Consider the following 26,473-nt stretch of genomic DNA (forward strand, 5'->3'; position numbering starts at 1 on the left):
GCTCCTATTCCCCTAATTTTTTCCTTGCTTCTTTTTCCTGCTCGACGGAAAGGTAATATCCGAATAGCTGAAGCGGAACGGCGTATACGAAGTTTGCAAAACACTCTTTTGCTTCCGGCAGTATTACCGCTTCGTCAGCCTCCTGTATCAGTGCTTCTTCGTTGTCTGACGTAAGCACGTAGATGCTTCCTCCCAGTTCCTTTCCTGCCCATATGGTCTCCAGGGCCCTCTGGTCAGAATATCCCGGGGGCGCGATCAGGAACAGCGGATCGCCCTTCTTCAGGGTATTATAGTGATGGAATTCTTCCAGCAGGACCGGCATTGCATAGACCGGCGTCGCTTCCTTGACTTTTGCGGATCCATATTCCGCACATGTGAAGAATGGACCGCCGCCGCAGAAAAAGAACATCTTTTTGCTATATAATCTTTCTGCCATTCCTTTCATCTTTTCTTCCGTCATATGAATGGCCTGTTCCATCAATTCTGGAATCTTGTCAAACTCCTTCTCATAGTAATCCACTTTCTCCGGATCAATTCCCAGCGTTTTCCCCAGTTCTAACCCCAGCCTCACGACAGCTGCCATGGCAGATGTGGATGACTGGGTAGGCCAGCCTTTTCTTGACGCATGAATGATGATGCCAGCCGTGGCGGCCTTCATAAGCGGAGAGTCCGGCGTATTCGACAGCGCAAGCGTCTGTGCCCCGCGCGCCCTGGCCGCCAGCAGAGCCTCGACTACTCTTACAGTCCTGCCGCTGGAAGACAGCGTGATCACCAGCGTCTCTTCATTCACCGCCCCGCTATTATAATAGGCAAAATCCAATGCGTCCTCTTCCTTGCATGGAATGCCCAGCAACGACTCCAGGAAGAACCTGACGCCACGAAGCGCCGCTACCGAATCCCCGCAGCCAATCATATAGATCTGCCGGATCTTCTTCTTTCCCAAAAGCCCTGCCACCTTCCTGATGGCGGCATCTTCCTTGTCTAGCGTCTCGCGTATCTTATCCGGCTGTCCCAGCAATTCCTCATACGTATAGGAATTCCGCTTCAGCCTTCGCTCATCCAGCGGATCATCGCCAGCGACTACTTTCCATGTATTATCCCCTTCTTCTTCGTAAAGATTCCTAAGCAAAGCACGATCTGCTTCGCTAAGAATGGAATCCTCCCTTAATAATGGCGGCATAATCTTACAATTCATATTCTGTTTCTCTCCTTGCTAATGCTTCTATTAGTTGTTCATTGGTTGTGATCTCTTCGCCCAGAGAAAGCTCCCTGGCAAACCTGACTGCATACGGCGTCTTAAGCATCGCCTTCTGAAGCACTTCCTCGTCATGGAATACCTCTTTCGGCGATCCTTCCTTGATAATCTTCTTTTTTGCCATTACGACAATCCTGTCAAAGGTATTGATCGCAAATTCAATATCATGCGTAATGGTGATTACCGTCTTTCCCAGATCCTGCAGGCCGCGGATAATCTTATCCAGGCTCAGAAGCCCCACGCGGTCCTGCCCTGCTGTCGGCTCATCAAAGATATAGACTTCCGGATCAGAAGCAATGACCGCTGCGATGGCCACAAATTTCCTTATGGACAGCGGAAGAGAAAATGGATTCTCATCCTTGGCATCTGCAAGCCCCGTCATCTCAAGCGCCTTGCGGCATCTTGCCTGTACTTCCTCATCCGGCAGCTTCAAGGCTGTCTTCGGGCCAAACTCTACTTCCTCCTGCACGGTCGCATGAAACAGCTGGTCGTCCGGATTCTGGAATACATACCCGACCTCTCTGGATATCTGGGCAGTCGTATAATCCTTCGTATTCTTGTCGCCTACCATGACCGTCCCCTTGGTGGGGCGGCGCATATTATTCATCATTCTTACCGTAGTCGTCTTGCCTGCGCCATTCTGGCCAAGTATGGCTACCCTTTCTCCCTGCCTGATAGAAAGAGAAATATCGGACACGGCTTCATACCCGTTCTTATATGTAAACGATACGTGGTCTAATAAAATATCTCCCATAATATTTCCTCTCTACACATTTCTTAATAGTCTCATTGCCTCATCATAGGTGACCGGAATATTGTCGTAGCATCTCCCTTTTTTCCTCAGCTCATTAAATATGACGCTGATCTGGGGAAGCTGGATGCCATGCTCTTCCAGGCTTCTATCTGCCAGCACCTTTTCCGTAGGCCCTGTTACGATATTCATGCCGTCTTCCAGCACGATGATCTCATCCGCATATTCCGCTAAAAGATCCATCTTGTGCTCTACCAGAAGGATGGTCTTCCCATCCTCCTTGAGCCGCTCGATGATTTTAAATATGCTCTCGGTTCCTTCCGGATCCAGCTGAGACGTAGGCTCATCGATAACCAGTATCTCCGGGTCCAGCACCAGAACGGATGCCAGTGCCACCCTCTGCTGCTGTCCACCGGATAGTTCATAAGGGTTCTTTAGAAGCAGCGCTTCAATATCCGTCTTCTTTGCGATCGCTACAACGCGCTCTTCCATCTCCTCGGGGTCTACGCCCAGGTTTTCAAGCCCATAGGCAATCTCTTCCAGCACGGTCTCTCTTACTCCCGATATCTGGCTGAACGGATTCTGCAGGACATACCCGATCATCCGGGATACCTCGCCTTCCTGGTATTCGTCAATGTCCTTGCCTTTTATCAGAACCTCTCCTTTTAATGTTCCTTTCTCGAATTTGGTGGCAAATCCGCATATCGTCAGGCAAAGAGTCGTCTTGCCCGAGCCGTTTCCCCCCACCATTCCATAGAGTTTTCCTGCTTCCAGGCTTAAGGAAATATCTTTTAGCGCCGGTGCGGAATTTAACGGGTATGTATAGGTTACATTCTTCAGTTCAATTATCTTCTCAGCCATAATATGGTTCCTCCTATCGCACAGACCACTATCACCGCAGTCACGGCCAGCGCCCTCTTTTCATACCCGTTGCGTGTGGCAGGAATCATGATCGTCTTCTGGCATTTTACCGAAAATGCCTTGGATTCCAAAGTCAGGGCCCTCTCCCCCACTTCCAGCATGGCATTTACCACCAGCGGGATTATGATGGGGACAAAGGCTTTCGCCCTTACGAATATATTTCCTTCTGTCTCGACGCCCCTGGCTCTCTGCGCGTCCATGATCTTAAAAGTATTCTGCCTCATTACATCAATCATCTTGAATGTGGAAAGGAATACATAGGCGGCCTTGTGATGCAGCCCGCTTTGCTCCATTGCCGCGCTGATTTCCTGGTAGGTCGATGTCTTGAAAAGCCAGTAAAAAATACCAGCAAAATTCAGGATGTTGAAACTAAGGGTCAATCCTTTATCCAGCCCGCCTCTGTATATGTGCAGGAACTTCCACTGCCACATGAGCACCGGATCAGTCCCTTTGATCAGAAACGCCTGTATCACAAACAGGAAGCAGACCAGAAAACTGACCATCTTTATAAAAGACAAATAATCCTTCAGCTGACCGCTCAATGCAAATATAAGCGGAATGCATAGAGACAGCGGAATCAGCAGCAAAGGCAGTCCGTATATCTGTATCATGTTTGCCAGGACGATGAGTATCACATACATTCCCAGCATCTCGATCTTGCACATCGGATATAATCCGGCTATTTTGTTCTTCTTTTTTTCCATCAATTGTTCTCGGTACATATATCCCTCCATCTGCATTGGCCGCTTTGGAATTACTCTGATTTCTTCTTAGTAAAGTTGGCTCCCAGACTGTACTTAATAAGCGTCCGGTCTGGAATAACCTTGACAACGGCAAAGGCGATAACCATGGCAAGCGCCCGGTCAATAAGGTTGATCCAGAAATCCGTGCCTACAACGGCCGCTATAATATTGGCGCCGGATGCCAGAAGGCCCGCGATCGCAACAGACTGCCCGCCGTTTCCTGATACGCCGCCAAACGCGAAGATGGTGATAGGCGATGCCGTACAGATCGTTACAAGATCCAGGACTAAAACGATAATGATCAGTTTCCACTTCTGTGCAGAAAACCATTTCTTCCTTGCGAACAGGCCGGCTGCTATACCGCAGGCTGCAGATGTAATCGCAAATGGAATCAATGTCGGATTATCGGTGATACCCATACACAGGTTGGTAAGTATTCCTGTCACCGCGGCTGGCCAAGGCCCCGCAAGCATTGCCATCAATACCGTGCCGATAACATCCAGGAAGATAGGCAGCTTTAAAAGCTGCACGATCTGGTCGCCTACCACATTGATCGCTACGCAGATGGGAATCGTCAGAATCGCCACCATTGAAAAGTCTTCCTTGATTGAATAAGTTTTTGTTTTTTTCATATTTTTGCCCTCCTTGCAAAACTTTCCTTTAAGTTGTGTTCATTATATCTTTTCGCCATCATTTTTCAATAAATGCTGGGTATCGTTATGCAATTTGCACACTCTTTTTTCAATTTTTATTATTTTTCTACATTATTTGCAAAAGATAAAAATTAAAGTTTTATAACAAACTTGACATTATAAAGTCTATTTGTTATATTACATATAGAACAACCAGGCAGCGTTGAAAGATGAATGCCTTATCATACACATTGTCCGATCACTTGCCTAAGCCAGTCAGGATTTTCGGCCCATTAGCGCGGTCAGATTTAAAGGAGGTGGTCTTTAATGGGAACTAAAAGAGATTATTATGAGATATTAGGAATAGAAAAGAATGCAGATGCGGGAAAGATCAAGTCCGCATACCGAAAATTGGCAAAGAAATATCACCCTGACACGAATTCCGGGGATGCTGTGGCAGAGCAGAAGTTTAAAGAGGTCACAGAAGCATATAACGTCCTGAGCGACCCGGAAAAGAAGAAACTGTATGATCAGTTCGGCCATGCCGGCCCAGATGGCGGTCCGGCCAATTCCGGCTTCTATCAAGGCCCGGATGGCAGTTACCGGGAATACCACTATCAAAGCGGGGATATGGATGACCTCTTCGGCGATATCTTTGGCGACCTCTTCAGAGGCCGGCAGTCAGGCAGTTTCCGCCAGGGGGGATTCCGCCAGGAGGCATTCCGGCAAAAAGGCGGCAATCTCCATGCCGATATCTCCGTCACCTTCGAAGAGGCAGCCTTTGGCTGCGATAAGGTTATCACCCTTTCAAGCCCTGAGAACGGCCAGCCGCCCCAGACTCTCAAGGTCCGCATCCCTGCCGGGATAGACAGCGGAAAGAGCATACGGCTGCGTGGCAAAGGAATGCCGGGAAGCAACGGCGGCGAGCCCGGCGATCTGCTTCTAAAAGTATCCGTTTTAAAGAAGCCCGGCTTCGAGCGCAAGGGACTGGATCTCTACGCCACCGCGGACATTCCTTTTACAGTCGCCGCGCTTGGCGGGGAGGCTTACGTACAGACCCTTGCGGGAAACGTTCTCTGCAAGATCCAGCCAGGCACCCAGTCAGGCACGAAGATCCGGCTCAGGGGCAAGGGCATTGTGTCCATGAAGGATGCTTCCGTTCACGGCGATCAATATGTCACCATACGGATACAGGTTCCAAGGAATCTAAGTCCTGAAGCGAAAAAAAGGCTGCGGGAATTCGATGCAGCCTATAACGGAACTTCCTCCGACAACGGCCGGCATGCTACAAGTTCCAATTAATATATGAATAAATGGCATGATGCCTCAGGCAGGACGATACCTGTGATCGTCCGCCTAATAGCATCATGCCATAATTATTCTGTCTCCCTTTGAGCCGAGAACGCCAAGTGGGGCATATACTTATTGTAATAGTGCTTTACGCACTTTCCCGCAACCGTCATTTTATTCCGCTTTGCGACATTCTGGGACGCGATATTGTTGTCGCGAATAATCGAATACACTTCTTTGGCCCCCAATACTTCAAACGCATATTCCTTACATGCAATTGCAGCCTCAGTCGCATAGCCCTTATGCCAGAAATCCTTCGCCAGAAGGTATCCCACCTCAAGCACCTGCTCCCCATTCAGATCCTGCCTTGTCAGGCCGCACTGGCCTATCAACTCTCCGGTCTCTTCCAGCACCACTGCCCACAGGCCAAATCCATCATTTTCATACCGCTCTAGCTGCAATTCCAGCCACTCCCAGGCCTCCTTGTCATCAAACGCATGCTCATACGCATACATGACTTCTTCATCCTTTAGCATCCTGCACAGCGCCTCGTAGTCCTCCCGGCGTATCTCGCGCAGATAGAGCCTTTCTGTTTTCAATATGGCCTCAATCGGAGAATAGATTGCATCGCACTGGTTTAAAAAGGCCCAGTAGCAATCGCCGTAGGACCAGTGCCACCATTCCGTAGGATAATTTGCAAATCCGACCTTTTCCATAATGTCGATCAATATCTTCCGATTGCTTCGCGCCTCATCGCTAATATAGTCTGAATATAGATAGGTACGGTTCTCCGGCTCAAGCGGAACCGCGTTGTATGCCGTCCCCATATCCTGTTCCTTTCCATCCTTTAGAAGCGTTAGATCAATGGCCCCGCCGGTGGGGTGTCCGGCAACCTTCACCGGCGCCACAAACTGGCAAGTCGTCTTATATATCTCCTCATCGCTTCTGTCAGGATACATCTTCTGATAATCCTGATAGACCATTTCAAAACTCTTCTTCTGCTGGGACAGCGGTCTGTAGGCTTCTTTAATCAGTATCTGATAGCCCGCCGGCAGATATCCTGCGGCCTCCTTTAGCATTTCTGCCACGGAACGCCTTGCATGACAGAAAAAATCGGACTGGTTCATGATCTGGCTTTTGCTTTCATCAACCAATATGTCCTGATGGATGCCCTTAAGAGATACTAGTTCTTCCTGGTTTTCTCTGACTGCTATGTTAGAGATCCGTTCATCATTTAATAATACCACTTCTCTATCCTCCATTCTCCTTCGTTTCATCCATTATACACTGTATTCGGCAATTAAGGAAGAAAATCAAAAGCTTCTGATATTCTAAGCGGTATCAGCCGCATCTGATTCCCTATCAGCCGTCAGGCGTCAAGAAGAAATAATCCTGGCAAGGATAGAGAAGAACTTCTGGAAACGCTATCCAAGACGGCAAAATAGCAATTTTCCTTAACTGAAAAAGCATTTTTTGATTCTCTATTATAAATTTTTCGAATTCCTGCACGCTGCCATGCTTATCCGCGTACACCATCTGACACGCGCTTTTATGATCCGGAGCCTCCCGCTTCCCCCTATCCGCTGCCTGGCCGCTGCAAGCGCCAAGCAAGAGAAATATTACCAGGATCATGCAAATATTCTTGATCATTCTCGCCCACTCCTCCTTAGTTCTCATATCCGTCTGCATTTTACATACAATATAGCATCTTTTAAACCGGTTGTCAATTTATACCATCATTTTGATAATGCAATATCATTGAGATTATTTTACCATAATATAAATAAAAAGGAGCATTCGATGATGATTGCAGATAAGATCAAACAATTGAGAACGTCACGGAATATGACCCAGAGCGATCTGGCCAAAAAATTAAATATAACCAGAAGCAGCGTCAATGCGTGGGAAATGGGACTGTCTACCCCTTCTACCGCTTATCTGGCGGAACTTTCACAGTTGTTCCACGTCTCAACCGATTACTTATTAGGGCTTTCCGGCAATGCTACCTTGGACATCTCGAACCTCTCGGAAAAAGAGGTTCAGATTGTCTACGACCTGGTACAGTACTTCCGAGACAAGAAATAAACGGAACGGGTTCCCAAAAAGTCGGGCAATTTCACACTTTCTTCCGTGTCAGGCAAACCCCAGCGATTGCTCCAATCAAGGCAAACGGCGCGATTCTAACGAACAGCCACTCAAATGCGTGGAACGCTGCTCCGGCAACCGCGGTTTCGGGGTCGCGATAATCCCAGCCCAAATAAGAACTATTTAATACTATTAGGACCGCAAAAATCGCCACTATAGCCGCACACAACGAGATAAAAAGCCAATGTAACGCTTTTTGACTCATTGCTTTCCTATGCGCAAGCTGCAGGTTTATGACTTCAAGTTTCTCGGAAATTGCTTTTAAGTCCTCAGCCTTCGTCTCGGCAATGGTTTCTCCAAGCAGTATGCTTACAGGTGTTCCAAATACCTCTGATATGGAAATCAGCATATCGGCATCTGGAACCGACAAGCCTTGTTCCCATTTAGAGATTGTTTGTCTCACCACATTCAGCTTGATTGCAAGTTCCTCTTGCGAGAGCCCTTTGGATTTTCTGATTGCTTTGATGTTTTCGTTTAGCATCAGGGACGACCTCCTTTCACCGCCATTATACGGTGGAAAGCCCGTTGCGGCAAGCAACGCAGATTAACCTTTCACTATGTTGTTTCATTCTTCTCCTTAAAGTATTTCGGATATCCGTGAATCAATCTCCAAAAATAAAATGGAACGCATAATTAATAGCGTTCCATAAACAATAAACATTATTTTTTAATAATCTTTTCAAAGGCGATCCTCAGATCCCCCTTTTCACTGCCTTCTGCCAGAACTATCGTCCCGCATTGCTGGAATCCCGCCTTCTTCAAAGCCTTCTGCATCGGAATATTCCCTGGATGGGTATCTATACGCATAGAAGGAAAGCCTGATTCCCTTGCCTTCTCACAGCCATACGCAAAGAGCCTTCCTGCAACGCCCCGCCCCTTGCACGCATCCGCGACGCAGACGCGGTGCATGGATGCATACGCTCCGTCTGTAAGCCATTTCCCGTCGATCTCATAGTAGGAAGCATCCGGAATCTCCTGGTAGGCAAATGCGCCCAGAACCTTTCCTTCATCCGTAAGTATATAGCTTCTTCCTATCTCGATGTCTTCTTCCCATATCTCTCTTGATGGATATCCTTTCTGCCACTGGTCAATTCCGATACGCCGAAGCTGCGCTTTGGCCTGTTCTGTAATCTCGCAGATGCTGTCCAGATATTTGCTGGTCGCCACTTCAAACTTCATACCCTTATGATCTCCTTCATGTATAATAAGCATAAGTCTAATATATCATCATTTTCTCTTTCGTCAAGCGCCAGCCTCAAAAAGCATACCGTTTCATTTGATCGTATCAAACTTTGGAATCTTAAGTATCGGAACAGAGATTTCCTCCGTCCTTTCCTTCTCAGAGCCAGCCTCTGCCGTTACGGTATTGCTGTAGTTCGCACGGAACGTGCCATCCTTGCTGTCAAAATAATTATCAAAGTAATTCCAGGCCACGCCTCCGTCAACAGCGGCAGGCTCGCACATCAGGGCTGCAAAGGAGCCGAAGCGCTGAGCCGTCGATATCACATAGGTACCGGCAGGAATCACAATGGACTTATCCCCATTCGCCCACTCGCCTGTTACAAGCGTCTGATAATGCCCTTCATACTCGTCGCGGGCCGTACCGTCAATCACAGCGCCGCCGCTTGTATAAGACTGGATATTATAGTGCAGATAGTCTTCCGCATTCAAAGTAATATCTTCCTTTAGCTCGGTCATTTCCACGCCGTGGAATTTCATAAGATCGGCAAACTCCTTACAATCATTGTCAATCAAATAGTAAGCGCCCATAGTTTCCACATCCGTTGGTACGAATGTGCCCCAGTACTCCGTCTCATAGTCAACAGGCTTTCCATATTCGATATCGTATGGATCGCCTTCTTCATCATATAGCCTGGTTCCTATAACCTGCCCTTCTTCATCCGTCTCGTACGACAGAACGGTAAGCTTGTCTTTCCCTTCAAAAGGCATTGGCGTCATCTCAGAATTCAAGGCTACGATATCGCGCTCGGGATCAATGCCATTCTTAGCGCGGTCCTTAGAACGCGCGTCTGCCGCGGCGATCATTTCCTTAATCTCATCCTTATCTTTTGCAACCACCTTCAGCGCGCCGTAGATGCACTCATACTGTGTTTCCACGCGCACAGGGAATTTGTCATAGGAATATACCTCCAAAAGCAGGGCAAGACGGTTGCGCAGGCCCGCATAATTGGTAGTATATCTGGCATAATCTTCAAAGGTACGCCAGCCTTCATCTACGATTCCGCTGTAATAGTATCCCCAGTTTCCGTAAGGAACAGCTACTTTATCCTTGGATTCCAGATAAGAGCCTTTGCGCAGGGCACGGGAACAGAATACATCCCGGTTATACTCCAGAAGTTCCGGATCGGTACCTGCATTCAGCCCCCAGTTATATGTTACTGCATGGCGCATATAAGAGCCATCCGTAGCATGGGCATCAATAAAAAGTATCGGATTCCAGTCATTCATCAGCTGGACAATAGTCCGTCCGCAGGCAGTTTCCAGTTTCGTCATATCACGGTTCACATTCAGTCCGTTTCCCTCTGTACGGGTTCCTACCATTTTAGGAGTAAACTGAGTCTCAATTCGATTCTTTCCCAGATCATCATTGCCATCCGGGTTACTGTTCGGAACAATCACAACGACCAGATCTTTCAAGAGGTCATCATGTTTGCCCTGAGCCACTTCCCGGGCAAATATCATCATCGCCTCTTTGCCTTCCACCTCGCCGGAATGAATATTACAGTTAACATAGACCACCCCTTTGTCCTCATCGACCTCATCCGGTCCTTTGGGTGCCTTATCACTGATAATCATATACGGAATCGGCGTGCCCGCTTCCGTCTTAAATGTTGTATCATCCAGAATGATACGGCCGCCGCTGTTATCAGCAACGGTCTTGCAATACTCCAGAACCTCTTTGGAGGAAGTCGTTCTTTCCCACTCGCTTTCTTCAGCCGGCGTCTTCAATTCTTCTAATTTCACTGTCTTGTCAGCAGAATCCTCCTTTTTCTGCGTCGAACAGGCTGCGAGAAATACGCCCATAGCCATCACCAGAATTATTGATATTATTTTTTTCATACTTTTCCCTTTCATTCTTCCCGTTCCCGACGGAAAAAACGGCACCCCTGATAGTGGACGCTGGTCAGATAACTCATTCTTTGCACCTGCAGCAATCCTTCTGCCGTAATTATCGTCTCGTTGCCATCGGTAACCAATGAGATGAATTTCTCATTACTTTCTAAAAATGCAAAAAACTTTCGGTGTGCTTCTTTAATCTTGGGTCTGTATTCTTCTTGAATGACATAGAGGCATAGCCCCATGTCTACCTGCAGCTCCTCCTTTCCCTTTGTCAGTTCGCTTTCCTTCGTCAGAATAAAGTCATCCTCCATCCTGACAAATTCACCTGCATTCCATTCCTCCAAGTCCGTAATCCGGTTGGTCAGCATCAGCAGGACAATCTCCCTGTATACATTCGTGCGCCTCTCTTTTCCGGTAACTCCAAAAAAAATCTTCACAGGTCCCAGCCATTTCTGTTCCAGCGCGCTGATGTAAGAATAGTAACAGTCAAGCCACGCCTTCTGCGCATCCTCCAGAGCTCTCCTTTCTGCATCCGGCAGGCTGTTAAGGCAAGCGCTGTACGCATATACCAATCGAGCCTCCAGATCTGTCTTGCACGCAAGAAATTCTTCCTCAGTCATGTGAAATGTTTCTGTTTCATCTGCCTGGGTATCATAAAAAACCGCCGCTGCTGCCCAATTCTGCGTTACATTCTTTCCCTCTTTTGCAAAAACTATCTCCGCTTGCTCCATGGCCAGAACCATTGCCAAAAACAGAGTTAGTATTATGCTAATTAACCACCTTCTTTTTTTGATAAACTTTTCTCTCTTCATTGTTACTTATCACTCATTTCATATATTGTTCTGATTTTTTGAACTTTATATTCTATTTTAATTGTTTATTTTCTTAATATTTTATTATTGTCTGACACTTTGATTTTACCATATTGTGGATTTTTTGTCAATCATGCTTGTCACTACTTATGCGACTGGTTATAGGAATGCAGGCTGTAGCTGACGGCAAGCAGTGCCAGCAGCGGACCATAGCCAATACCAAAAAAGTATCCTATAAAGAATAGTGCTATAATAAATAAAAGCATATAGTATTTTTTCAGAAATTTTTTCATGACTCATTCTCCTTTCGTCAAACCTTACTCTTCACTTAGTTTATAGTTCATTACCAGGTCCGTATTTTCCGTTCCCCAAGTCTCATAATAGTCGCCTTCCGCGAAGCATTCAAACTCATCTACCGCATTCGTTTTCTCTAGTTCTGCTATACATTCCTCGACATCGATTCCTGCCTTCTGCGACAGGGTAAACGCTTTCTGAAGCTTCCCGTTTTTCAGATATTCTATGACTGCTTTTCTTTCAATCTCTTCCGGCGCCTTCCTGGTTTCCTGCCCTTTTTTCCAGATCGTCAGCTTATCCTTGTCATTTTTTCCGATCACCTCGATTCTGGGGCATCGATATAGATACTCCTTTCCGGTCTTACTGGATATTTCTGTCTCCTCAGTCGAAAATACAAAGGTAACCTCCCGATATCCCAGAGCGCCCCATATGAAATTACGCGTATAGCTGATTCTCTGGGCATAGGTCAGATCCGCGTCTTCTGTATTTCGTTCGATCAAATGCTTTATCTCTGTGATCGACGACTCCGTAAGCTTTTCACTGGATTTTAAGGTACAGTAGATATCCCCGTTGGACAGCTGGTATAATTCTTCTACTTGCAGGCTGCTTGCAGGAACCTTTCTCAAATAATCGATGACGCCATGGGTGTCTGTCAGATATCCAAAAATGATGTCCGATATCACCGCCACAAACAGTACTAGCGCTACAATACAAGCCTTTTTAAAAGAGACTCCCGGCTTGGACGCCCTCTTCATGATTCTGATTGCTTCGGCTTCCTGCTCTTCTTCTGATTTCTCCTTAATATCCTCGATGTCAGGCAGTTCTTTGGCGTGTTCATATATCCTTCTGCACTCCTCGCAAGTGCGGATATGCTCCTCCACCATCTTCTTGCTTTCTTCCTTTAGTACATCGTCTTCATAGAGCACTAAGAGGTCCTGAACAACTGCGCATATCTTTTTATCCATTTATGATCCCTCCTTCATCAATTCCCTGATTTTTAACTTTGCCCGATGATATGTGACTCTGGCCCATCCCTCTTTCCGATCGAATATCTCGCCAATCTCCTTAAACGACAGATCGCCGATCGCCCTCAAGGTAAAGACCTCTTTGTAGGGTTCTTCCAGGGAATGAAGCAGCCTGTATATGGAAAGTTTCTGCTCCTTTTTTATATAGATGGCTTCCGCATTTTCGTGCTCCATGCTTTTGCTCATCTGGTCAGATGTCAGAATGTCCTGGCTTACCTCGTTTTCAGCATAAACTTTCTGCTTATCCACATAGGACAGATAGGTGTTCTTCGCAATCTGGCATAGCCACGTCTTCAGGGAACTTTCCCCTTTGAACTTGCGTATGCCTTTCAGCGCCCGGTAGAATGTTTCCTGCGTCAGTTCATCCGCTACCTGCGGATTCCTGCTCATGGATAGCAAGAAACAATATACATCATGATGGTAATGCTTATATACATCCTCGAACTGCAAGAACTCATTCCCCCTTTCCATACATGCATTAGACATTGAGATCTTAGATTCGTTACAAATTTTGCAAATCTTTTTATTTCTTTTTTATATCCAAAAAAAGAGACTGCCCTCTTAGCAATCTCTTTCTACAGCCAGGTATATTATAACCGTTTTAATTGCCGCGTAATGATCAGGTAAAGGATCGTCGCGCTTCCCATCACTGCCACGCATAAGATCGTCCCCCACGCCGGTACATGCATCTCCAGCTGGGTTCTTAGAAAAACAGAGATTAGAAGGAATATCCCTCCAATTAATTCTATAAAGCCAAATACTTTTTTTCGAAGCCCCAAAAGCGTCTTTTTCCTGGCATATCCCTGCCCGTGCCAGTATGGTAGTTTCAAATCCGGATTATCGATATCTTCATCCGAAATAAGATCATCCAGCGTTCTGCCAAATTCCATTGCCAGTTTCTTCGCCATGATCAGATCCGGACACCTCGCTCCACTTTCCCATCGGCAGACGGTCTGCCGGGAAACGTACAGCCTATCGGCAAGCTGCTGCTGCGTAAGATTATTTTCCTCTCTTAATTTCTTAATGTTCTCGCCCAATGCCATATTGTCTCAACCTCCTGTCACCTTCAACAATAAAGCATCCTTTCCCATTTGAAAAGAACTATTTGCGTCTTATATGTTTCCGCTCTGGTAACAGCCGGATTAGCGGCAGATACCCACGCCTCTTGCCTCCTTGCCTTGCCCGCTCTAAAATATGCCATGGTTATATTTGATCTGTGCGGAAACCATCATAATCAGGCCGCCTATGAAACAGATTCCAAAGGCAATCCACCCATACCCTGTATGCGTTATCTGATTTATCACACCAGTCAGGCATATGCCCGCTCCCATGACCAGCATTGCCTTGCCCATTTTCTCTGTGTAGGGCTTCCGGTCTTCTTTCTTTACTTTTGTGTAGTGGTAGTCATGAATCAAGGTTATCTGTTCCTTGATCCATATTCTGTAACCCATCCATAGAAACAGGCCTCCGACAGCCAGCAGCAAAATTAATTCAAACATGCTATCATCTTCACCTCTCATCATTTCCATTCTACCACAACCAATAGAAATTCCGATATAAATTGGGGAAAATTTATTCCTCAGCCTGCTTCACTTCCATAGAATCATCCAGATGCCGGATCAGCTGGAATCCCTCTTCCACCGCCTGCATGATCTGTCCCCCGCCATTATAGTCGCCAATGCCAAACACTTTATATGGCTTATTTGTAAGGGCATCTTTCAGAGACTGCTCTGCCTTGTAGCCCACAGCGATAATGACATGATCGCACGGAATCTCTCTTTCCCCCTCCGAGCCTTCCACTTTCACGCCATCCTCTGTAATTTCCAGAAGTTTCGTCTTTACCAGGCACTTGGCGCCGGAATTTGCGATCGCGGACGTAAGTGCAATTCTCGTATTATTCGGCATAGGCGCTGCGAGAATACGGTCGAGGAATTCTACGATGGTAACATGCTTTCCCTGATTCGTCAGATCAAGAGCCGCCTCGCATCCTACGTGGCCTCCGCCCAGGATTACTATGTCCTGCCCGGTTGGCACATTCTTCGCAAGAAGGTCAAACGCCGGTATCACCTTCTTATTCCCAATGCCAGGTATCGGCGGTATTGCGGCCTTCGCGCCGGCAGCAAGGATCACGATATCCGCGCCGAACGCGTCGATATTTTCCGGCGTTGCCTCCTTAAAACGCACCTTCACGCCACTCTGGTATACATCGGCGATCAGATGATCAATATAGCGCCGAACGTCAAACTTAAAGTCAGGGCCCGCCGCCGCATTTGCCAGGCCTCCCAATTGAAACTCTTTTTCCCAGAGGGTTACATCGTGTCCTTGCTTCGCGGCCAGAGCAGCCGTATACAGGCCTCCCGGGCCTCCGCCGACTACAAGGATTTTCCGCAGTTTTTCCGGTACTTTCAACTGGTACTCTTTCTCATGGAAAAGCACAGGATTCACGCTGCATTTTACCGAAAATACGCATTCATTGCAGCAGATGCAGTAATTGATGTCCTGATAGCGTCCTTCTTTTACTTTTTCGGGCCAGTATGGATCCGCCAGCGACTGATGCCCCAGCGCAACGAGTTCCGCCGTGCCGGACTCGACCACCTGCCTTGCCACATTCGGATTGTTCAGTTTTCCCTGAACAAGGAAGGGAAGCCTGATTCCCTCTTTACGCAGACGCTCGGCCACAAAAAGCTGGCTTCCTTCTCTGTCATATGCGCTGGGAACCGCCTGATTCCATACTTCATAGCAGCCACAGTCCAGATGCATGTAGATAAATCCCATGCCATCCATAATCTTTGCTATTTCGATTCCTTCATCTTCGAAGGTGCGCCCGTCCGGGACGGTATGTACCGGCGTATATTTTACGGATATTGGAAACTCGGGCCCCACGCCCTTACGGACTGCTTCTACAAACTCACGGAAGAAGCGAAGCCTGTTCTCCAGGCTTCCGCCATATTCATCGGTTCTATGATTCCACATTTTTGACATAAACTGATCGATCAGATAGCCTCCATAGGAATGGATCTCAATAATATCCACGCCAGCATCCGCCGCATATCCTGCGCTTCTTTCTGCCTCCTGCATGATTCCTTTGATTTCCTCTACCGTCAAAGCATGGCATCTATGATCCGGCGCCGCGAAGACCGTATTTTCACTGGAAGATATATGATTCGTAACGCCTGGAGGACCTGCATGAACCCTGCCATATCCCGGGCTCAGCTGAATCGCTACCTTCGCGCCATACTTGTGGGCCTCATCCACAAATTTCTTAAGCCTCATCCTATGAGACGGCGTTGTAAGATGCCCGCCGGAATAAAGGGGGCTCTCCCAGTTATCGGTGATCGTCACCGCCGCAGGATAAATAAGTCCAAATCCACCTTTCGCACGCTCGACCAGATAGTCTGCCTGCTGCTTTGACATGCCGCCGTCCGTATCACGTACGACGCCCATAGGCGCAACTACCAGCCGGTTCTTAAGCGTTACGCCGCCAATCGTTACTTCATCAAATAAATTCATGTTATCCACCTCTCTATTAAAACTCTACTCACATCAGAATTGTTAAATAAAATATTAACATATAGAAATAGGTCATCATGAGCAGTGATACGTTCTTTATTCCGCCTAAACATTCATATTTCTTGTCTTTCGTTTCATATTGATGTACATTTTTCCTCATATCATTCCTATATCTGAAATATCAAGCGCGGATTTCCTTGCGGGACAGGCCTGAAAATGGTACTATGTAAGCAACACAAACGGAGATGAAAATCATGATAACAACACCTTTACTGCCAAGGCCTGTTTCGCTATTTACAGATCATATCGAGGCAAAGTTTGGCAAGATACAACATTATACCTTTTCGGAAGATAGTCCCAGATTCTGGGAAGATGAATCCGTCGTCCTTTTTATCAAATCCGGCAGCGGACGCATTGATATCAATGGCAAGATGTACCCTTTGTCCTGCGGGAGCATCTGCATGCTACATGAAATACATATTTTCCGCATATTGCCGGATCTGGGGCATCCTTTGGAAATGGACGCGATCATCCTGATTACATGCGAAAATGGATATATGGATATCATTTCTCAAAAGACGCCGGAACGCTCTGCTTTGATCTATAATCTTTGTCCATGCAAACAGTTAAGCAGCGAACTTTATGACGAGGTTCAGACGATATTCGAAAGTTACCGGAGAGAAAGCGAGAGCGCTCTTCCCTTCCGTCATTACTTGCAGCTGTGCCTGCGTCAGGAACTTCTTTATCTCTACTATTTTTATGTTCCGCCTGTAAAATCGGATCTTTCCGCGCATTTGGATGACGGACGTATTCTAGGCGCACGCGTGCTGACGCACCTGTTTAGCCATAGTTCTACCATTGACAGTGCTGCTTCTGTTGCCAGACGCTTTTCCGTCAGCCACCAGTATTTGTATATTGAATTGCAGAAATTCTGCGGGGAAAGTTTTCAGAACGTCCTGCACCGCGCAAAGATTTCTACTGCCTGTACCATTTTCCTTCGGAATCTCACCATAAAAGAGATCGCCAAATATTCCGGGTTTGCAAGCCTGAGCAGTTTTTATCGGACCTTTGAAAGTCAAAAAAAATGTACTCCCGAAGAGAACAAACGGAAATTATCCGTCTTGTGCAATTGCAGTATCCAGACAACCAACCAGACACTAGTAGAGATCAGCCGATATGTATGTGAAAATTTCCAGTCTCCCATCACCGTGAAGAGTTGTGCGGAAGCGCTTTTTCTTCCGGTCTCGGCAATTGAGAACTCGATCCGCTGCTTTCATGGCAATACCGTATCATTTAATAAATACGTGAGGTCTTTCCGGATGAGATATGCAGAAAGTCTTTTGACGGTAAGCGATATGCATGTATGCGATGTGGCAATAGAAGCCGGCTTCAATTCTCCCCACACATTCACCAGATTCTTCAAGCAGCTTTACGGGGTCACTCCCTCTCAATATCGAAAGGAGGCAAAGGAACATGCCCCAGAATAAACCAGGCAACTACGAGCATCCGCTCTGGGCAAGCCGTAATTTCATACGTCCGCAGTACCTGCCGGAAGCGGCGAATATCCGGCATAAGACAATGGCATATCCCAGCAGCTATGAGAATTATCATGGCATCACTATGATCTATGTTTTGGACGGATGCGGGCAGATCAAGGTCAACAATCAGGCTATGCCTCTTAACAAGGGGAATTGCTATCTGATACATCTTTATGCGTTTTTTTGCATTGAGCCGTCTGACGGTTCTGTTTTGGAATTATACCAATGTTCCATTCCGTGCACGACCTACCATTTCATGCTGACGATCCCCGGCGCCGATTTCAAATACGTAGACTGGACGGATGCATCCTGTATGTGCCATTTCCCCGAAAGCCAGCAGGAAATGGTGGCGACTCTGCTAAATAAGATGGAGATCTACGCAAAGCCTCAGCTGCAGAGCATCCTGCTCTTTGAATTCTTTGGGCTGTTTAACCGCTGTCTTTTACAGAAATAAAGCAGAAAAAACGGGACTATCCTTTTCCTGATAGTCCCGTTCTCTTATTAAAATTTTTCTTTGCCTATATGCAAAGTTCGTATTCGATTAGTAAAGCTTAGCGCCTGCCGGGATGTGGTCGTCCACCATCAGAAGGTGAAGTTTTTCTTCCCCGCTTTCGTTGTGTACGGCGCTGATGATCATACCGCAGGAATCGATTCCCATCATCGGCCTTGGTGGAAGATTGGTGATAGCGATCAGCGTCTTGCCAGCCAGTTCCTCTGGCTCGTAATACTCGTGGATTCCGCTTAAGATCACACGTTCTTCTTCTGTTCCATCATCCAGGACGAATTTCAGAAGTTTCTTGCTCTTTGGCACTGCCGTACATTCTTTTACTTTCACAGCCCTGAAATCAGACTTGCTGAAAGTTTCAAAGTCTACAAAGTCCTTGAACAGCGGCTCGATCTCCACGTTGGAAAAATCAATTTTCTCAGGTGCTTTTTCCACTGTCTTTTCTGCTTTCTTGGAAGCATCGCTGCCACCGAGAGATTTCATGGTCGGGAATAGCAGCACGTCTCTGATGGCCGCTGAATCTGTCATCAGCATGCACATCCTGTCGATGCCGAATCCTATGCCGCCTGTCGGAGGCATGCCGATCTCCAGCGCATTCAGGAAGTCTTCGTCCGTCGTGTTGGCTTCTTCATCGCCTTGCGCCAGCAGTTCTTCCTGCGCCTTGAAGCGTTCTCTCTGATCGATCGGGTCATTGAGCTCTGAGTAAGCATTTGCCATCTCCCAGCCATTCATGAAGAATTCGAAACGCTCTACATAGTTCGGATCTTCCGGCTTTTTCTTGGTGAGCGGGGAGATCTCGATTGGATGGTCCATAACGAATGTCGGCTGAATCAGGTGCTCTTCCGCGAACTCTTCAAAGAAGAGGCTTAGGATGTCGCCCTTCTTATGCCTGTCCTCATACTCCACATGATGCTTGTCTGCCAGCGCTCTTGCTTCTTCCAATGTGCTGACTTCATTCCAGTCAACGCCTGCATATTTCTTAACCGCATCTATCATCGTAATTCTCTCGAATGGCTTTCCGAGATCCATCTCTACGCCATTGTAGGTGATGACGGTGGTTCCTAAGACCTCCTGCGCCACATGGCGGTACAGGTTCTCTGTCAGATCCATCATTCCATTATAATCGGTATATGCCTGGTACAGCTCCATCAATGTAAATTCCGGATTATGCCTGGTATCCAATCCTTCATTACGGAACACGCGGCCAATTTCATACACTCTCTCAAGCCCGCCTACGATCAGCCTCTTCAGGTATAACTCTAAAGAAATGCGAAGCTTGAAATCTTCGTCCAGCGCATTGAAGTGCGTTTCGAACGGTCTTGCTGCCGCACCGCCCGCGTTGCTTACCAACATCGGGGTCTCTACTTCCAGGAAGCCCTGTCCATCCAGATATCTGCGGATCGCGCTTACGATTCTGGAACGCTTGATAAACGTATCTCTTGATTCCGTATTCATAATCAGGTCTACATATCTCTGACGATAGCGCATATCCGTATTCGTCAGGCCATGATATTTCTCCGGAAGAATCTGAAGGCTCTTGGACAACAGGTTTACAGCAGACGCGTGAATCGAGATCTCTCCAGTCTTCGTCTTGAACACTTCTCCTTCAATTCCTACGATATCGCCGATATCCAATTTCTTGAAGTCTTTATATGAATCCTCCCCAACGCTGTCTCTTGCAACATAAGACTGGATATTTCCGCTCTGGTCAAGGATATTGCAGAAAGAAGCCTTGCCCATCACGCGCTTCTGCATGATACGTCCGGCTACGGATACCTGCTTTCCTTCCATCGTCTCATAGTTATCTTTAATCTCTGCTGCGTGAGCGGTCACGTCATACTTTGTAATCAGGAATGGATCTTTTCCATTTGCCTGAAGATCTGCCAATTTCTCACGACGGACCTTTCTTAACTGGTTTAAATCTGGTTCCTGTACTTTCTTCTCCTGTTCAGCCACGTTACCTTCTCCTTCCATCTGTATCTATTATAAGGAACGGCTAATGTCTAATACTTCATATTCCATTACGCCGGCCTGGGTCTCTACTTCCACGGTATCTCCAACTTTGCAGCCAATCAGTGCCTGGCCTACCGGAGATTCATTGGATATCTTGCCTTCCAGGCTGTTTGCCTCTGTGGAGCCCACAATCTTAAATTCCATCTCTTCGTCAAATGTCTTGTCAAACACTTTGACCGTGCATCCAACATTGATTTTATCGTAATCTACTTCGTCTTCTACAACTACTTCTGCATTCTTAAGGATGCCTTCCAGTTCCTCAATACGCGCCTCGATATCGCGCTGCTCGTCTTTTGCCGCATCATACTCTGCGTTCTCGGACAAATCTCCTTGTTCCCTGGCTTCCTTAATCTTCTGGGCAACTTCCTTACGCTTTACTACCTTTAAGTTTTCCAGTTCGTCTTCCAGCGCCTTTAAGCCTGCATAAGTAAGTAATCTTTTCTTTGCTTCCATGTGTCTCGTTTCCTTTCTTTCTCATACTTTCTTCCGTTGCCATTTATTAAAATACGTTCTAAAATGTAAAATCCCTTGCTCTGTCTATCCGTAAAATAAAGACACTTTCACAATTCCATTATTATACATAAAGCCGGCGGTCATGTCAACATTTTTCACTGCGGGATTCTGCATTGGTTAAGTATATGTAGGACAGGTCTTTTTTATTATCCAAATCCTATCGGATTCTGGCATTTAAAAGTTCTTCCAATTCCTCATATGACTCTGCCTTATTAATCTCATCCCTCAGTTTTGCCGAGCCCGCCATTCCTTTTGTATACCATGCTACATGTTTTCTCATCTCGCGGATCCCCAGGTAGTTTCCTTTGAACTCGATCTGCAGCCTTGCATGGCGGAGCATAGTGTCCTTAATCTCCTGCTTGGAAGGCCTGGGCGGAAGCGCGCCTGTTCTTTCATATCCCACAAGTTCCCGGAATATCCACGGGTTGCCCTGCGCGCCTCTTCCGATCATCACGCCGTCGCATCCGGTCTGCTCCCGCATTGCCAGAGCCCTTTCTCCGGAAGTCACATCCCCGTTGCCGATCACCGGGATGGAGACGGCCTCCTTCACCTGCCGGATGATCTCCCAGTCGGCCTTGCCGGAATAATATTCCTCCCTGGTCCTCCCATGGACTGCCACTGCCGCGCCGCCTGCCTCCTCGATGACGCGGGCGATCTCCACCGCGTTAATGCAGGAATCATCAAATCCCTTCCGAATCTTTACCGTCACCGGCTTGCGGATGGCCTTCGCGGTCTGGGAGACGATGTCATATACCAATCTCGGATTCTTCATAAGCGCGGAGCCTTCCCCGTTCTTTACCACCTTCGGAACCGGACATCCCATATTGATGTCCAGTATCTGGAAGGGAAGTTCCTCAATCTGCTTCGCCATCTCGCTGATGATATAGGGATCGGACCCGAAAAGCTGGAGAGATACGGGATACTCCTTCGGGTGAATGGAGAGCAGCGCTTTTGTATTCTTGTTCTTATACTGCAGCGCCTTGGCGCTGATCATCTCCATACACAGAAGCCCGGCTCCCTGCTCCTTGCACAGCAGGCGAAACGGCAGGTCGGTCACTCCCGCCATGGGAGCCAGAATATATGGATTTTCCAGTTTCACATTACCTATGTTCAATTTTGCACACCCCTTGAGTCAATTTTACACACCAGTTTTGCAAGTTGACACGTAACATTTTTGCGATGAGCACGTAACACTTTTGAAAAGTGTTACGTGCTCATCGCAAAAATGTTACGTGTCAACTTACCTACCGCCGGTTCTTTTCATAAATAATCCGCAGGCCTTTCAGCGTCAGCTGAGAGTCATACACATCAATCACATTCGTCTCCGGCGCTATGATCTTGCCAAGACCTCCTGTCGCAACCACCTTTGCCTCCGGATAGCCGGATTCTTTCTTCATGCGGTTGATGATGTACTCTGTCTGTCCGATCTGCCCGTAGACCAGCCCGGCCTGCATGCTGGAGATGGTCTCTTTGGCAAGGATGGACTCCGGCTTCTTAATCTCGATTGCCGGGAGCATGGCTGCCTGTCCCCACATCGCCTGGGCGGAGGTCCGGATGCCCGGCGCCGTAACAGCGGCTTCGAAGGTTCCATCCTGCCCCACGAGATCGTATGTTGTGGCAGTTCCGAAGTCCACCACGATAACCGGTCCACCGTGAAGGGTATATGCTGCGACTGCATCCACGATCCGATCCGATCCGACTTGTCTTGGATTCTCCGTCACGATGCGGATGCCCGTCTTGATTCCTGCCGATACCACGATCGGCTTGACACCGAAATATTTGATAATCGCGCTGCCCAGCGAATGCATCACATCCGGCACTACCGACGCGATGATGACCGCATTGATATCCGTACTCGACACCCCTTGGTGCTCCACCAGTTCTTTCAGCGTTATTCCGTATTCATCGGATGTCCTTGGCTGCTTTGTCGTCATACGGTATGTTCCAAGGAGCTCATCTCCCCGGAATGCGCCAAGCGTGATATTTGTATTCCCTACATCTATTACTAACAGCATGTCTTGTCCTCCTATACTTCTTCCCCAAGGAAGAATACTTTGTAATAAACCTGCAGCGCCTGAAGCAATTCCTGCTTCTCCTTCTGCAGTTCCTTTATCTTAAGCCGGCTCCCGATCTCGTCGAACATCGGATCCCCTTCTTCGGAAGTAACCTCGAAGCAAAGTTCGCCGTCTTCTTCATATGCCAGTGTCAGAATGCCTCCCACGTCATGAACGTAGAGAACGCACATAATCTTAAGTTCATTCTTCACCGTATCCGGCAGCTGCTCAAAATCCGGATTCAGATAATATTTTTCTTCATAAGAATTGGCGCCGCACAGCACTACTTTTCCATCATACATATCCATATACTCCTCTGACCGATACTTCTCCTGCAAATATCTCTTTCTCCTGTCCATCAGCCGTCTTTACGATCAGTTCTCCCGTCTCGTTGATTCCCATGGCGACGGCCTCATATTCATGGCCCGGCTCCAGAATCTTGACTTCCCTTCCTCTATTTACCAGAAGAGAATTGTACGCTTCCATCAGCCCGGATAGGTCCTCGGTCTCCATGAACTTCTCATAGCATTCTTCAAAACTTTCCATAATCGCCGCGATCAGCTGCGACCGCTGTACCTTATGCCCTAATTCCAGGCAAAGGGAGGTCGCCCGCTCCTTGATCTCCTGCGGAAATGAATCCTGATTCACATTGACGCCGATCCCAATGACTACATAGTTAATATAGTCAATCTCCGCACTCATCTCCGTTAGGATGCCGCAGAGTTTCTTTCCGCTCAGGCTCACAATATCATTGGGCCACTTAATCCTGGCCTCCAGTCCCGCCACCTGGCCTATGCCCTTTGTGGCTGCAATGGCCATCAGAAGCGTCATCTGCGGCGCCTTAACCGGCATCATATCAGGGCGGAGTAAAATGGTCATATAGATGCTGGTTCCTTCCGGCGACTCCCAAGATCGGCCTCTGCGCCCCTTGCCTGCATTCTGCCTGTCGGCAATGACCAGAGTCCCGTGTTCTGCCCCCTTTTCCCCCAGTTCTTTGGCACGGGTATTGGTAGAATCCGTCTCATCGTAGTAGACCACATGCCTTCCTGCCCATTTTGTGCTGATCAGGCTCTCAATCTCCGCCTTTGACATCACATCCGGACTATCTACAAGGCGGTACCCTTTATTGCGTACCGCCTCAATCTGATATCCTTCTTTTTTCAGTTGTTCCATAACCTTCCACACAGCCGTGCGCGATACCTGGAACTGTTCGCATATCTGCTGCCCGGACAAGTAAGTATCGCTTGACTTTAGCAAGCGCAATATCTCTGACTTCATATAAATCTATCTTTCTCCTAATGTCGCAACCATGACTGCCTTGATGGTATGCATCCGATTTTCAGCCTCATCGAATACTTTGGACTGGGCAGATTCAAACACTTCATCCGTCACTTCCATATCGCTGATGCCATACTTTTCTTCAATTTCCTTGCCAATCTTCGTCTTAAGGTCATGGAATGCCGGCAGGCAGTGCAGGAAGATCGCGTCTTCTCCTGCATTCTCCATCACCTTCTTCGTCACCTTATAAGGGGACAGTTCCCGGATTCTCTCTTCCCATACCTCGTCCGGCTCTCCCATGGATACCCACACGTCCGTATAGATTACGTCAGCATTCCTGGTGCCTTCCTCTACATCTTCGGTAAGAGTGATCGTGCCGCCGCTTTCCTTCGCGTATCCTTTGCACGTCTCTACTAATTCTTCATTTGGAAAATATGCCCTTGTCGTACATGCCACAAAGTGCATCCCCATTTTAGCGCAGGCAATCATCAGGGAATTCCCCATGTTGTACCTTGCATCTCCCATATATACCAGCTTGATCCCCTTTAATCTTCCGAAATGCTCCCGGATTGTTAGTAGGTCTGCCAGCATCTGCGTAGGGTGATACTCGTTGGTAAGCCCGTTCCATACCGGAACGCCTGCATATTTGGCAAGGTCTTCCACAATCTCCTGACCGAATCCGCGATACTCTATGCCGTCGTACATTCTGCCAAGCACGCGGGCCGTATCCTCGATGCTTTCCTTCTTTCCAATCTGGGAACCGCTGGGATCCAGATAGGTAGTCCCCATTCCCATGTCATGGGCCGCCACTTCAAAAGAACAGCGTGTCCTGGTGCTGGTCTTTTCGAAGATCAGCGCAACATTCATGCCTCTATAATGGTCAACTAATACTCCGTTCTTCTTTTTTTCCTTAAGGTCTGCCGCCAGATCAAGAAGATATGTAATCTCCTCCGGCGTAAAATCCTTCAGCGTCAAAAAGTTTCTTCCTTTTAAGTCCATTTTCCGTCCCTCTCTTACTCCTATTAATACATGTACGAACCTGGGAAGGTTCATCTGATCTCGTAAAGTTTCGTATTTCTTATATACAATATCATATAATTCGTCCACTGTGTATATCTGATATTTGGGAATATGCAATAATTTCGCGGCGGCCTCCAGCATTCCCATAAAAAGTTCCTTATCTGAGAAGCCAAGAGACAGTTTCAGTACAAATGCGATCTCCGCTTTTTCGATCTCCCTGATGCCTCCAAGCAGTTCCTCGTAGTATTCATCTTCATGGGTCTGTTCCAGATAATAGATAAATCCTTCCAGGCCATACAGCATCCTTTTGGCATCAAAATATCCGATTCGAAGATTCTGGCGGCTTCGTTTTCCAGAAAATTCTATGATGCTGCCAAGCTTGACCCGGGGAGTAATTTCGTATTTTACTCCATTCTCAGGCATCTTGACCCGTGGCTCCCGTCCAGGCCCATAGATCCGAATCTCGATGACATTTTCGTATCCCCTGCCCACAAGGGAGCTTAAGGGCACATTATTAATAACGCCTCCATCGATATATTTCTTTCCGTGGAGACGTTCATTTTTAAATCCGATGAGATACGCGCTGGCCAGCAGGAAATCCTCCAGAAGGCCCTCCGGAATATCCTCCACGCTCAAGTCCAGTTCCCTGAAATCAGACAACGAGAAGGTCAGCAGGCAGAATTCCTTGCCGCTCTTTCTTATAGCATCCTCGTCAATTACTTCGTGGATCAGGTTTCGGAGCGGGGTGATGTCGATCCCTCCGTCTTTCAGCCTCTTCCAGCCTTCATTCAGAAACTCCTTGATTGTAGTCTGCTTATGGAACAGGCGCTCCATCCATTCATCATCTACATCCATGACCGTGGAAAATGTCATCTTGCTCCAGATATCTTCCGCCTTTTCTACGTCTCCCATGCAAACGAGGGCGCCATTTAATGCGCCCACGCTGGTTCCTGCCACTGCATTGATCTTTACTCCGGCTTCCACAAGCGCTTTCCACGCGCCTATCTGGTAAGCGCCTCTGGCGCCCCCGCCGTCAAATACAAGGCCATATTCTTTTGACATGTCAATGATGGGCTTCATAAGTCCCACACCC

The 26,473-nt window shown here is 47.5% G+C and carries 28 protein-coding genes; 4 read left to right on the forward strand and 24 right to left on the reverse strand.

What is annotated here, in order from left to right; all coding sequences use genetic code 11:
- Window positions 1–4: 4 nt before the first annotated feature.
- The 5 genes from K0036_RS17455 to K0036_RS17475 are packed head-to-tail and all read right to left on the reverse strand — an operon-like array spanning window position 5 to window position 4,302.
- Window positions 5–1,195: an SIS domain-containing protein gene (locus K0036_RS17455; RefSeq protein WP_025641671.1), complete on the reverse strand. Its 1,191-nt coding sequence runs from the start codon at window positions 1,193–1,195 to the stop codon at window positions 5–7.
- Window positions 1,185–2,009: an energy-coupling factor ABC transporter ATP-binding protein gene (locus K0036_RS17460; RefSeq protein WP_025641669.1), complete on the reverse strand. Its 825-nt coding sequence runs from the start codon at window positions 2,007–2,009 to the stop codon at window positions 1,185–1,187. The genes K0036_RS17455 and K0036_RS17460 overlap by 11 nt, the downstream gene beginning before the upstream one ends.
- A gap of 12 nt (window positions 2,010–2,021) precedes the next feature.
- Complete coding sequence (locus K0036_RS17465; RefSeq protein WP_025641666.1) at window positions 2,022–2,867, reverse strand: energy-coupling factor ABC transporter ATP-binding protein; 846 nt, start codon at window positions 2,865–2,867, stop codon at window positions 2,022–2,024.
- The gene (locus K0036_RS17470) at window positions 2,852–3,649 is read right to left on the reverse strand and encodes an energy-coupling factor transporter transmembrane component T (protein ID WP_025641664.1); all 798 of its coding nucleotides are present in this window, start codon (window positions 3,647–3,649) and stop codon (window positions 2,852–2,854) included. Before K0036_RS17470 ends, K0036_RS17465 begins: the two co-directional genes overlap by 16 nt.
- Before the next feature lie 32 nt (window positions 3,650–3,681).
- Window positions 3,682–4,302 carry a hypothetical protein gene (locus K0036_RS17475; RefSeq protein ID WP_025641662.1) on the reverse strand — a complete coding sequence of 207 codons (621 nt, stop codon included), beginning with the start codon at window positions 4,300–4,302 and terminating at the stop codon, window positions 3,682–3,684.
- Between the two features lie 327 nt (window positions 4,303–4,629).
- On the opposite strand from K0036_RS17475, the gene K0036_RS17480 reads away from it, so the two are divergent.
- Entirely contained in the window at window positions 4,630–5,604 is a 975-nt protein-coding gene (locus K0036_RS17480) for a DnaJ C-terminal domain-containing protein (RefSeq protein ID WP_220430279.1), read from the forward strand.
- A gap of 74 nt (window positions 5,605–5,678) precedes the next feature.
- Here the strand turns inward: K0036_RS17480 and K0036_RS17485 are convergent, their stop codons facing one another.
- Window positions 5,679–6,854 (reverse strand): GNAT family N-acetyltransferase, encoded by a 1,176-nt coding sequence (locus K0036_RS17485; protein ID WP_220430280.1) that lies wholly within the window; start codon window positions 6,852–6,854, stop codon window positions 5,679–5,681.
- A 100-nt stretch (window positions 6,855–6,954) separates the two neighbouring features.
- Window positions 6,955–7,242 (reverse strand): hypothetical protein, encoded by a 288-nt coding sequence (locus K0036_RS17490; protein WP_220430281.1) that lies wholly within the window; start codon window positions 7,240–7,242, stop codon window positions 6,955–6,957.
- Window positions 7,243–7,392: 150 nt separating this feature from the next.
- On the opposite strand from K0036_RS17490, the gene K0036_RS17495 reads away from it, so the two are divergent.
- Entirely contained in the window at window positions 7,393–7,677 is a 285-nt protein-coding gene (locus K0036_RS17495; protein ID WP_310593068.1) for a helix-turn-helix transcriptional regulator, read from the forward strand.
- 31 nt (window positions 7,678–7,708) lie between these two features.
- Here K0036_RS17495 and K0036_RS17500 read toward each other — a convergent pair whose 3' ends face one another.
- The 10 genes from K0036_RS17500 to K0036_RS17545 all read right to left on the reverse strand — a co-directional run bounded on the left by K0036_RS17500 (window position 7,709) and on the right by K0036_RS17545 (window position 16,459).
- Window positions 7,709–8,218 (reverse strand): helix-turn-helix domain-containing protein, encoded by a 510-nt coding sequence (locus K0036_RS17500; RefSeq protein WP_220430282.1) that lies wholly within the window; start codon window positions 8,216–8,218, stop codon window positions 7,709–7,711.
- Between the two features lie 179 nt (window positions 8,219–8,397).
- On the reverse strand, window positions 8,398–8,916 hold the full coding sequence (locus K0036_RS17505) for a GNAT family N-acetyltransferase (protein WP_025641649.1): 519 nt from the start codon (window positions 8,914–8,916) through the stop codon (window positions 8,398–8,400).
- Between the two features lie 93 nt (window positions 8,917–9,009).
- Window positions 9,010–10,818 carry a M14 family metallopeptidase gene (locus K0036_RS17510; RefSeq protein WP_162148324.1) on the reverse strand — a complete coding sequence of 603 codons (1,809 nt, stop codon included), beginning with the start codon at window positions 10,816–10,818 and terminating at the stop codon, window positions 9,010–9,012.
- An 11-nt stretch (window positions 10,819–10,829) separates the two neighbouring features.
- Window positions 10,830–11,549 carry a hypothetical protein gene (locus K0036_RS17515; RefSeq protein ID WP_220430283.1) on the reverse strand — a complete coding sequence of 240 codons (720 nt, stop codon included), beginning with the start codon at window positions 11,547–11,549 and terminating at the stop codon, window positions 10,830–10,832.
- Window positions 11,550–11,773: 224 nt separating this feature from the next.
- Window positions 11,774–11,923 carry a hypothetical protein gene (locus K0036_RS17520; RefSeq protein ID WP_155855056.1) on the reverse strand — a complete coding sequence of 50 codons (150 nt, stop codon included), beginning with the start codon at window positions 11,921–11,923 and terminating at the stop codon, window positions 11,774–11,776.
- Window positions 11,924–11,947: 24 nt separating this feature from the next.
- On the reverse strand, window positions 11,948–12,889 hold the full coding sequence (locus tag K0036_RS17525; protein WP_025641643.1) for a zf-HC2 domain-containing protein: 942 nt from the start codon (window positions 12,887–12,889) through the stop codon (window positions 11,948–11,950).
- A complete protein-coding gene (locus K0036_RS17530) occupies window positions 12,890–13,399 on the reverse strand; it encodes an RNA polymerase sigma factor (RefSeq protein ID WP_025641640.1) in 510 nt (169 codons plus the stop codon).
- 140 nt (window positions 13,400–13,539) lie between these two features.
- Entirely contained in the window at window positions 13,540–13,992 is a 453-nt protein-coding gene (locus tag K0036_RS17535; RefSeq protein ID WP_025641637.1) for a helix-turn-helix transcriptional regulator, read from the reverse strand.
- Window positions 13,993–14,136: 144 nt separating this feature from the next.
- Entirely contained in the window at window positions 14,137–14,448 is a 312-nt protein-coding gene (locus K0036_RS17540; RefSeq protein WP_220430284.1) for a DUF3784 domain-containing protein, read from the reverse strand.
- Window positions 14,449–14,521: 73 nt separating this feature from the next.
- On the reverse strand, window positions 14,522–16,459 hold the full coding sequence (locus tag K0036_RS17545; protein ID WP_220430285.1) for an FAD-dependent oxidoreductase: 1,938 nt from the start codon (window positions 16,457–16,459) through the stop codon (window positions 14,522–14,524).
- Window positions 16,460–16,713: 254 nt separating this feature from the next.
- On the opposite strand from K0036_RS17545, the gene K0036_RS17550 reads away from it, so the two are divergent.
- Window positions 16,714–17,946, forward strand: a complete 1,233-nt coding sequence (locus tag K0036_RS17550) for a helix-turn-helix domain-containing protein (protein WP_220430286.1) — start codon at window positions 16,714–16,716, stop codon at window positions 17,944–17,946.
- A complete protein-coding gene (locus K0036_RS17555; protein WP_220430287.1) occupies window positions 17,933–18,451 on the forward strand; it encodes a hypothetical protein in 519 nt (172 codons plus the stop codon). Before K0036_RS17550 ends, K0036_RS17555 begins: the two co-directional genes overlap by 14 nt.
- An 87-nt stretch (window positions 18,452–18,538) precedes the next feature.
- On the opposite strand, the gene lysS is transcribed toward K0036_RS17555, so the two are convergent.
- The 7 genes from lysS to argF form a co-directional block, all read right to left on the reverse strand.
- The gene (gene lysS, locus K0036_RS17560) at window positions 18,539–20,476 is read right to left on the reverse strand and encodes a lysine--tRNA ligase (RefSeq protein WP_420341578.1); all 1,938 of its coding nucleotides are present in this window, start codon (window positions 20,474–20,476) and stop codon (window positions 18,539–18,541) included.
- A 9-nt stretch (window positions 20,477–20,485) separates the two neighbouring features.
- Window positions 20,486–20,968 (reverse strand): transcription elongation factor GreA, encoded by a 483-nt coding sequence (gene greA / locus K0036_RS17565; protein WP_025641421.1) that lies wholly within the window; start codon window positions 20,966–20,968, stop codon window positions 20,486–20,488.
- A gap of 217 nt (window positions 20,969–21,185) precedes the next feature.
- On the reverse strand, window positions 21,186–22,142 hold the full coding sequence (gene dusB, locus K0036_RS17570; RefSeq protein WP_220430289.1) for a tRNA dihydrouridine synthase DusB: 957 nt from the start codon (window positions 22,140–22,142) through the stop codon (window positions 21,186–21,188).
- Window positions 22,143–22,272: 130 nt separating this feature from the next.
- The gene (locus K0036_RS17575; RefSeq protein ID WP_025641411.1) at window positions 22,273–23,043 is read right to left on the reverse strand and encodes a type III pantothenate kinase; all 771 of its coding nucleotides are present in this window, start codon (window positions 23,041–23,043) and stop codon (window positions 22,273–22,275) included.
- Between the two features lie 11 nt (window positions 23,044–23,054).
- Window positions 23,055–23,384, reverse strand: a complete 330-nt coding sequence (locus K0036_RS17580) for a DUF6145 family protein (protein WP_220430290.1) — start codon at window positions 23,382–23,384, stop codon at window positions 23,055–23,057.
- Window positions 23,377–24,360: a biotin--[acetyl-CoA-carboxylase] ligase gene (locus tag K0036_RS17585; RefSeq protein ID WP_220430291.1), complete on the reverse strand. Its 984-nt coding sequence runs from the start codon at window positions 24,358–24,360 to the stop codon at window positions 23,377–23,379. The genes K0036_RS17580 and K0036_RS17585 overlap by 8 nt, the downstream gene beginning before the upstream one ends.
- Window positions 24,361–24,366: 6 nt before the next feature.
- The gene (argF, locus tag K0036_RS19610; RefSeq protein ID WP_081724505.1) at window positions 24,367–26,460 is read right to left on the reverse strand and encodes an ornithine carbamoyltransferase; all 2,094 of its coding nucleotides are present in this window, start codon (window positions 26,458–26,460) and stop codon (window positions 24,367–24,369) included.
- Window positions 26,461–26,473 lie beyond the last annotated feature (13 nt).

Source organism: [Clostridium] scindens, from assembly GCF_019597925.1.
Classification (GTDB): domain Bacteria; phylum Bacillota; class Clostridia; order Lachnospirales; family Lachnospiraceae; genus Clostridium_AP.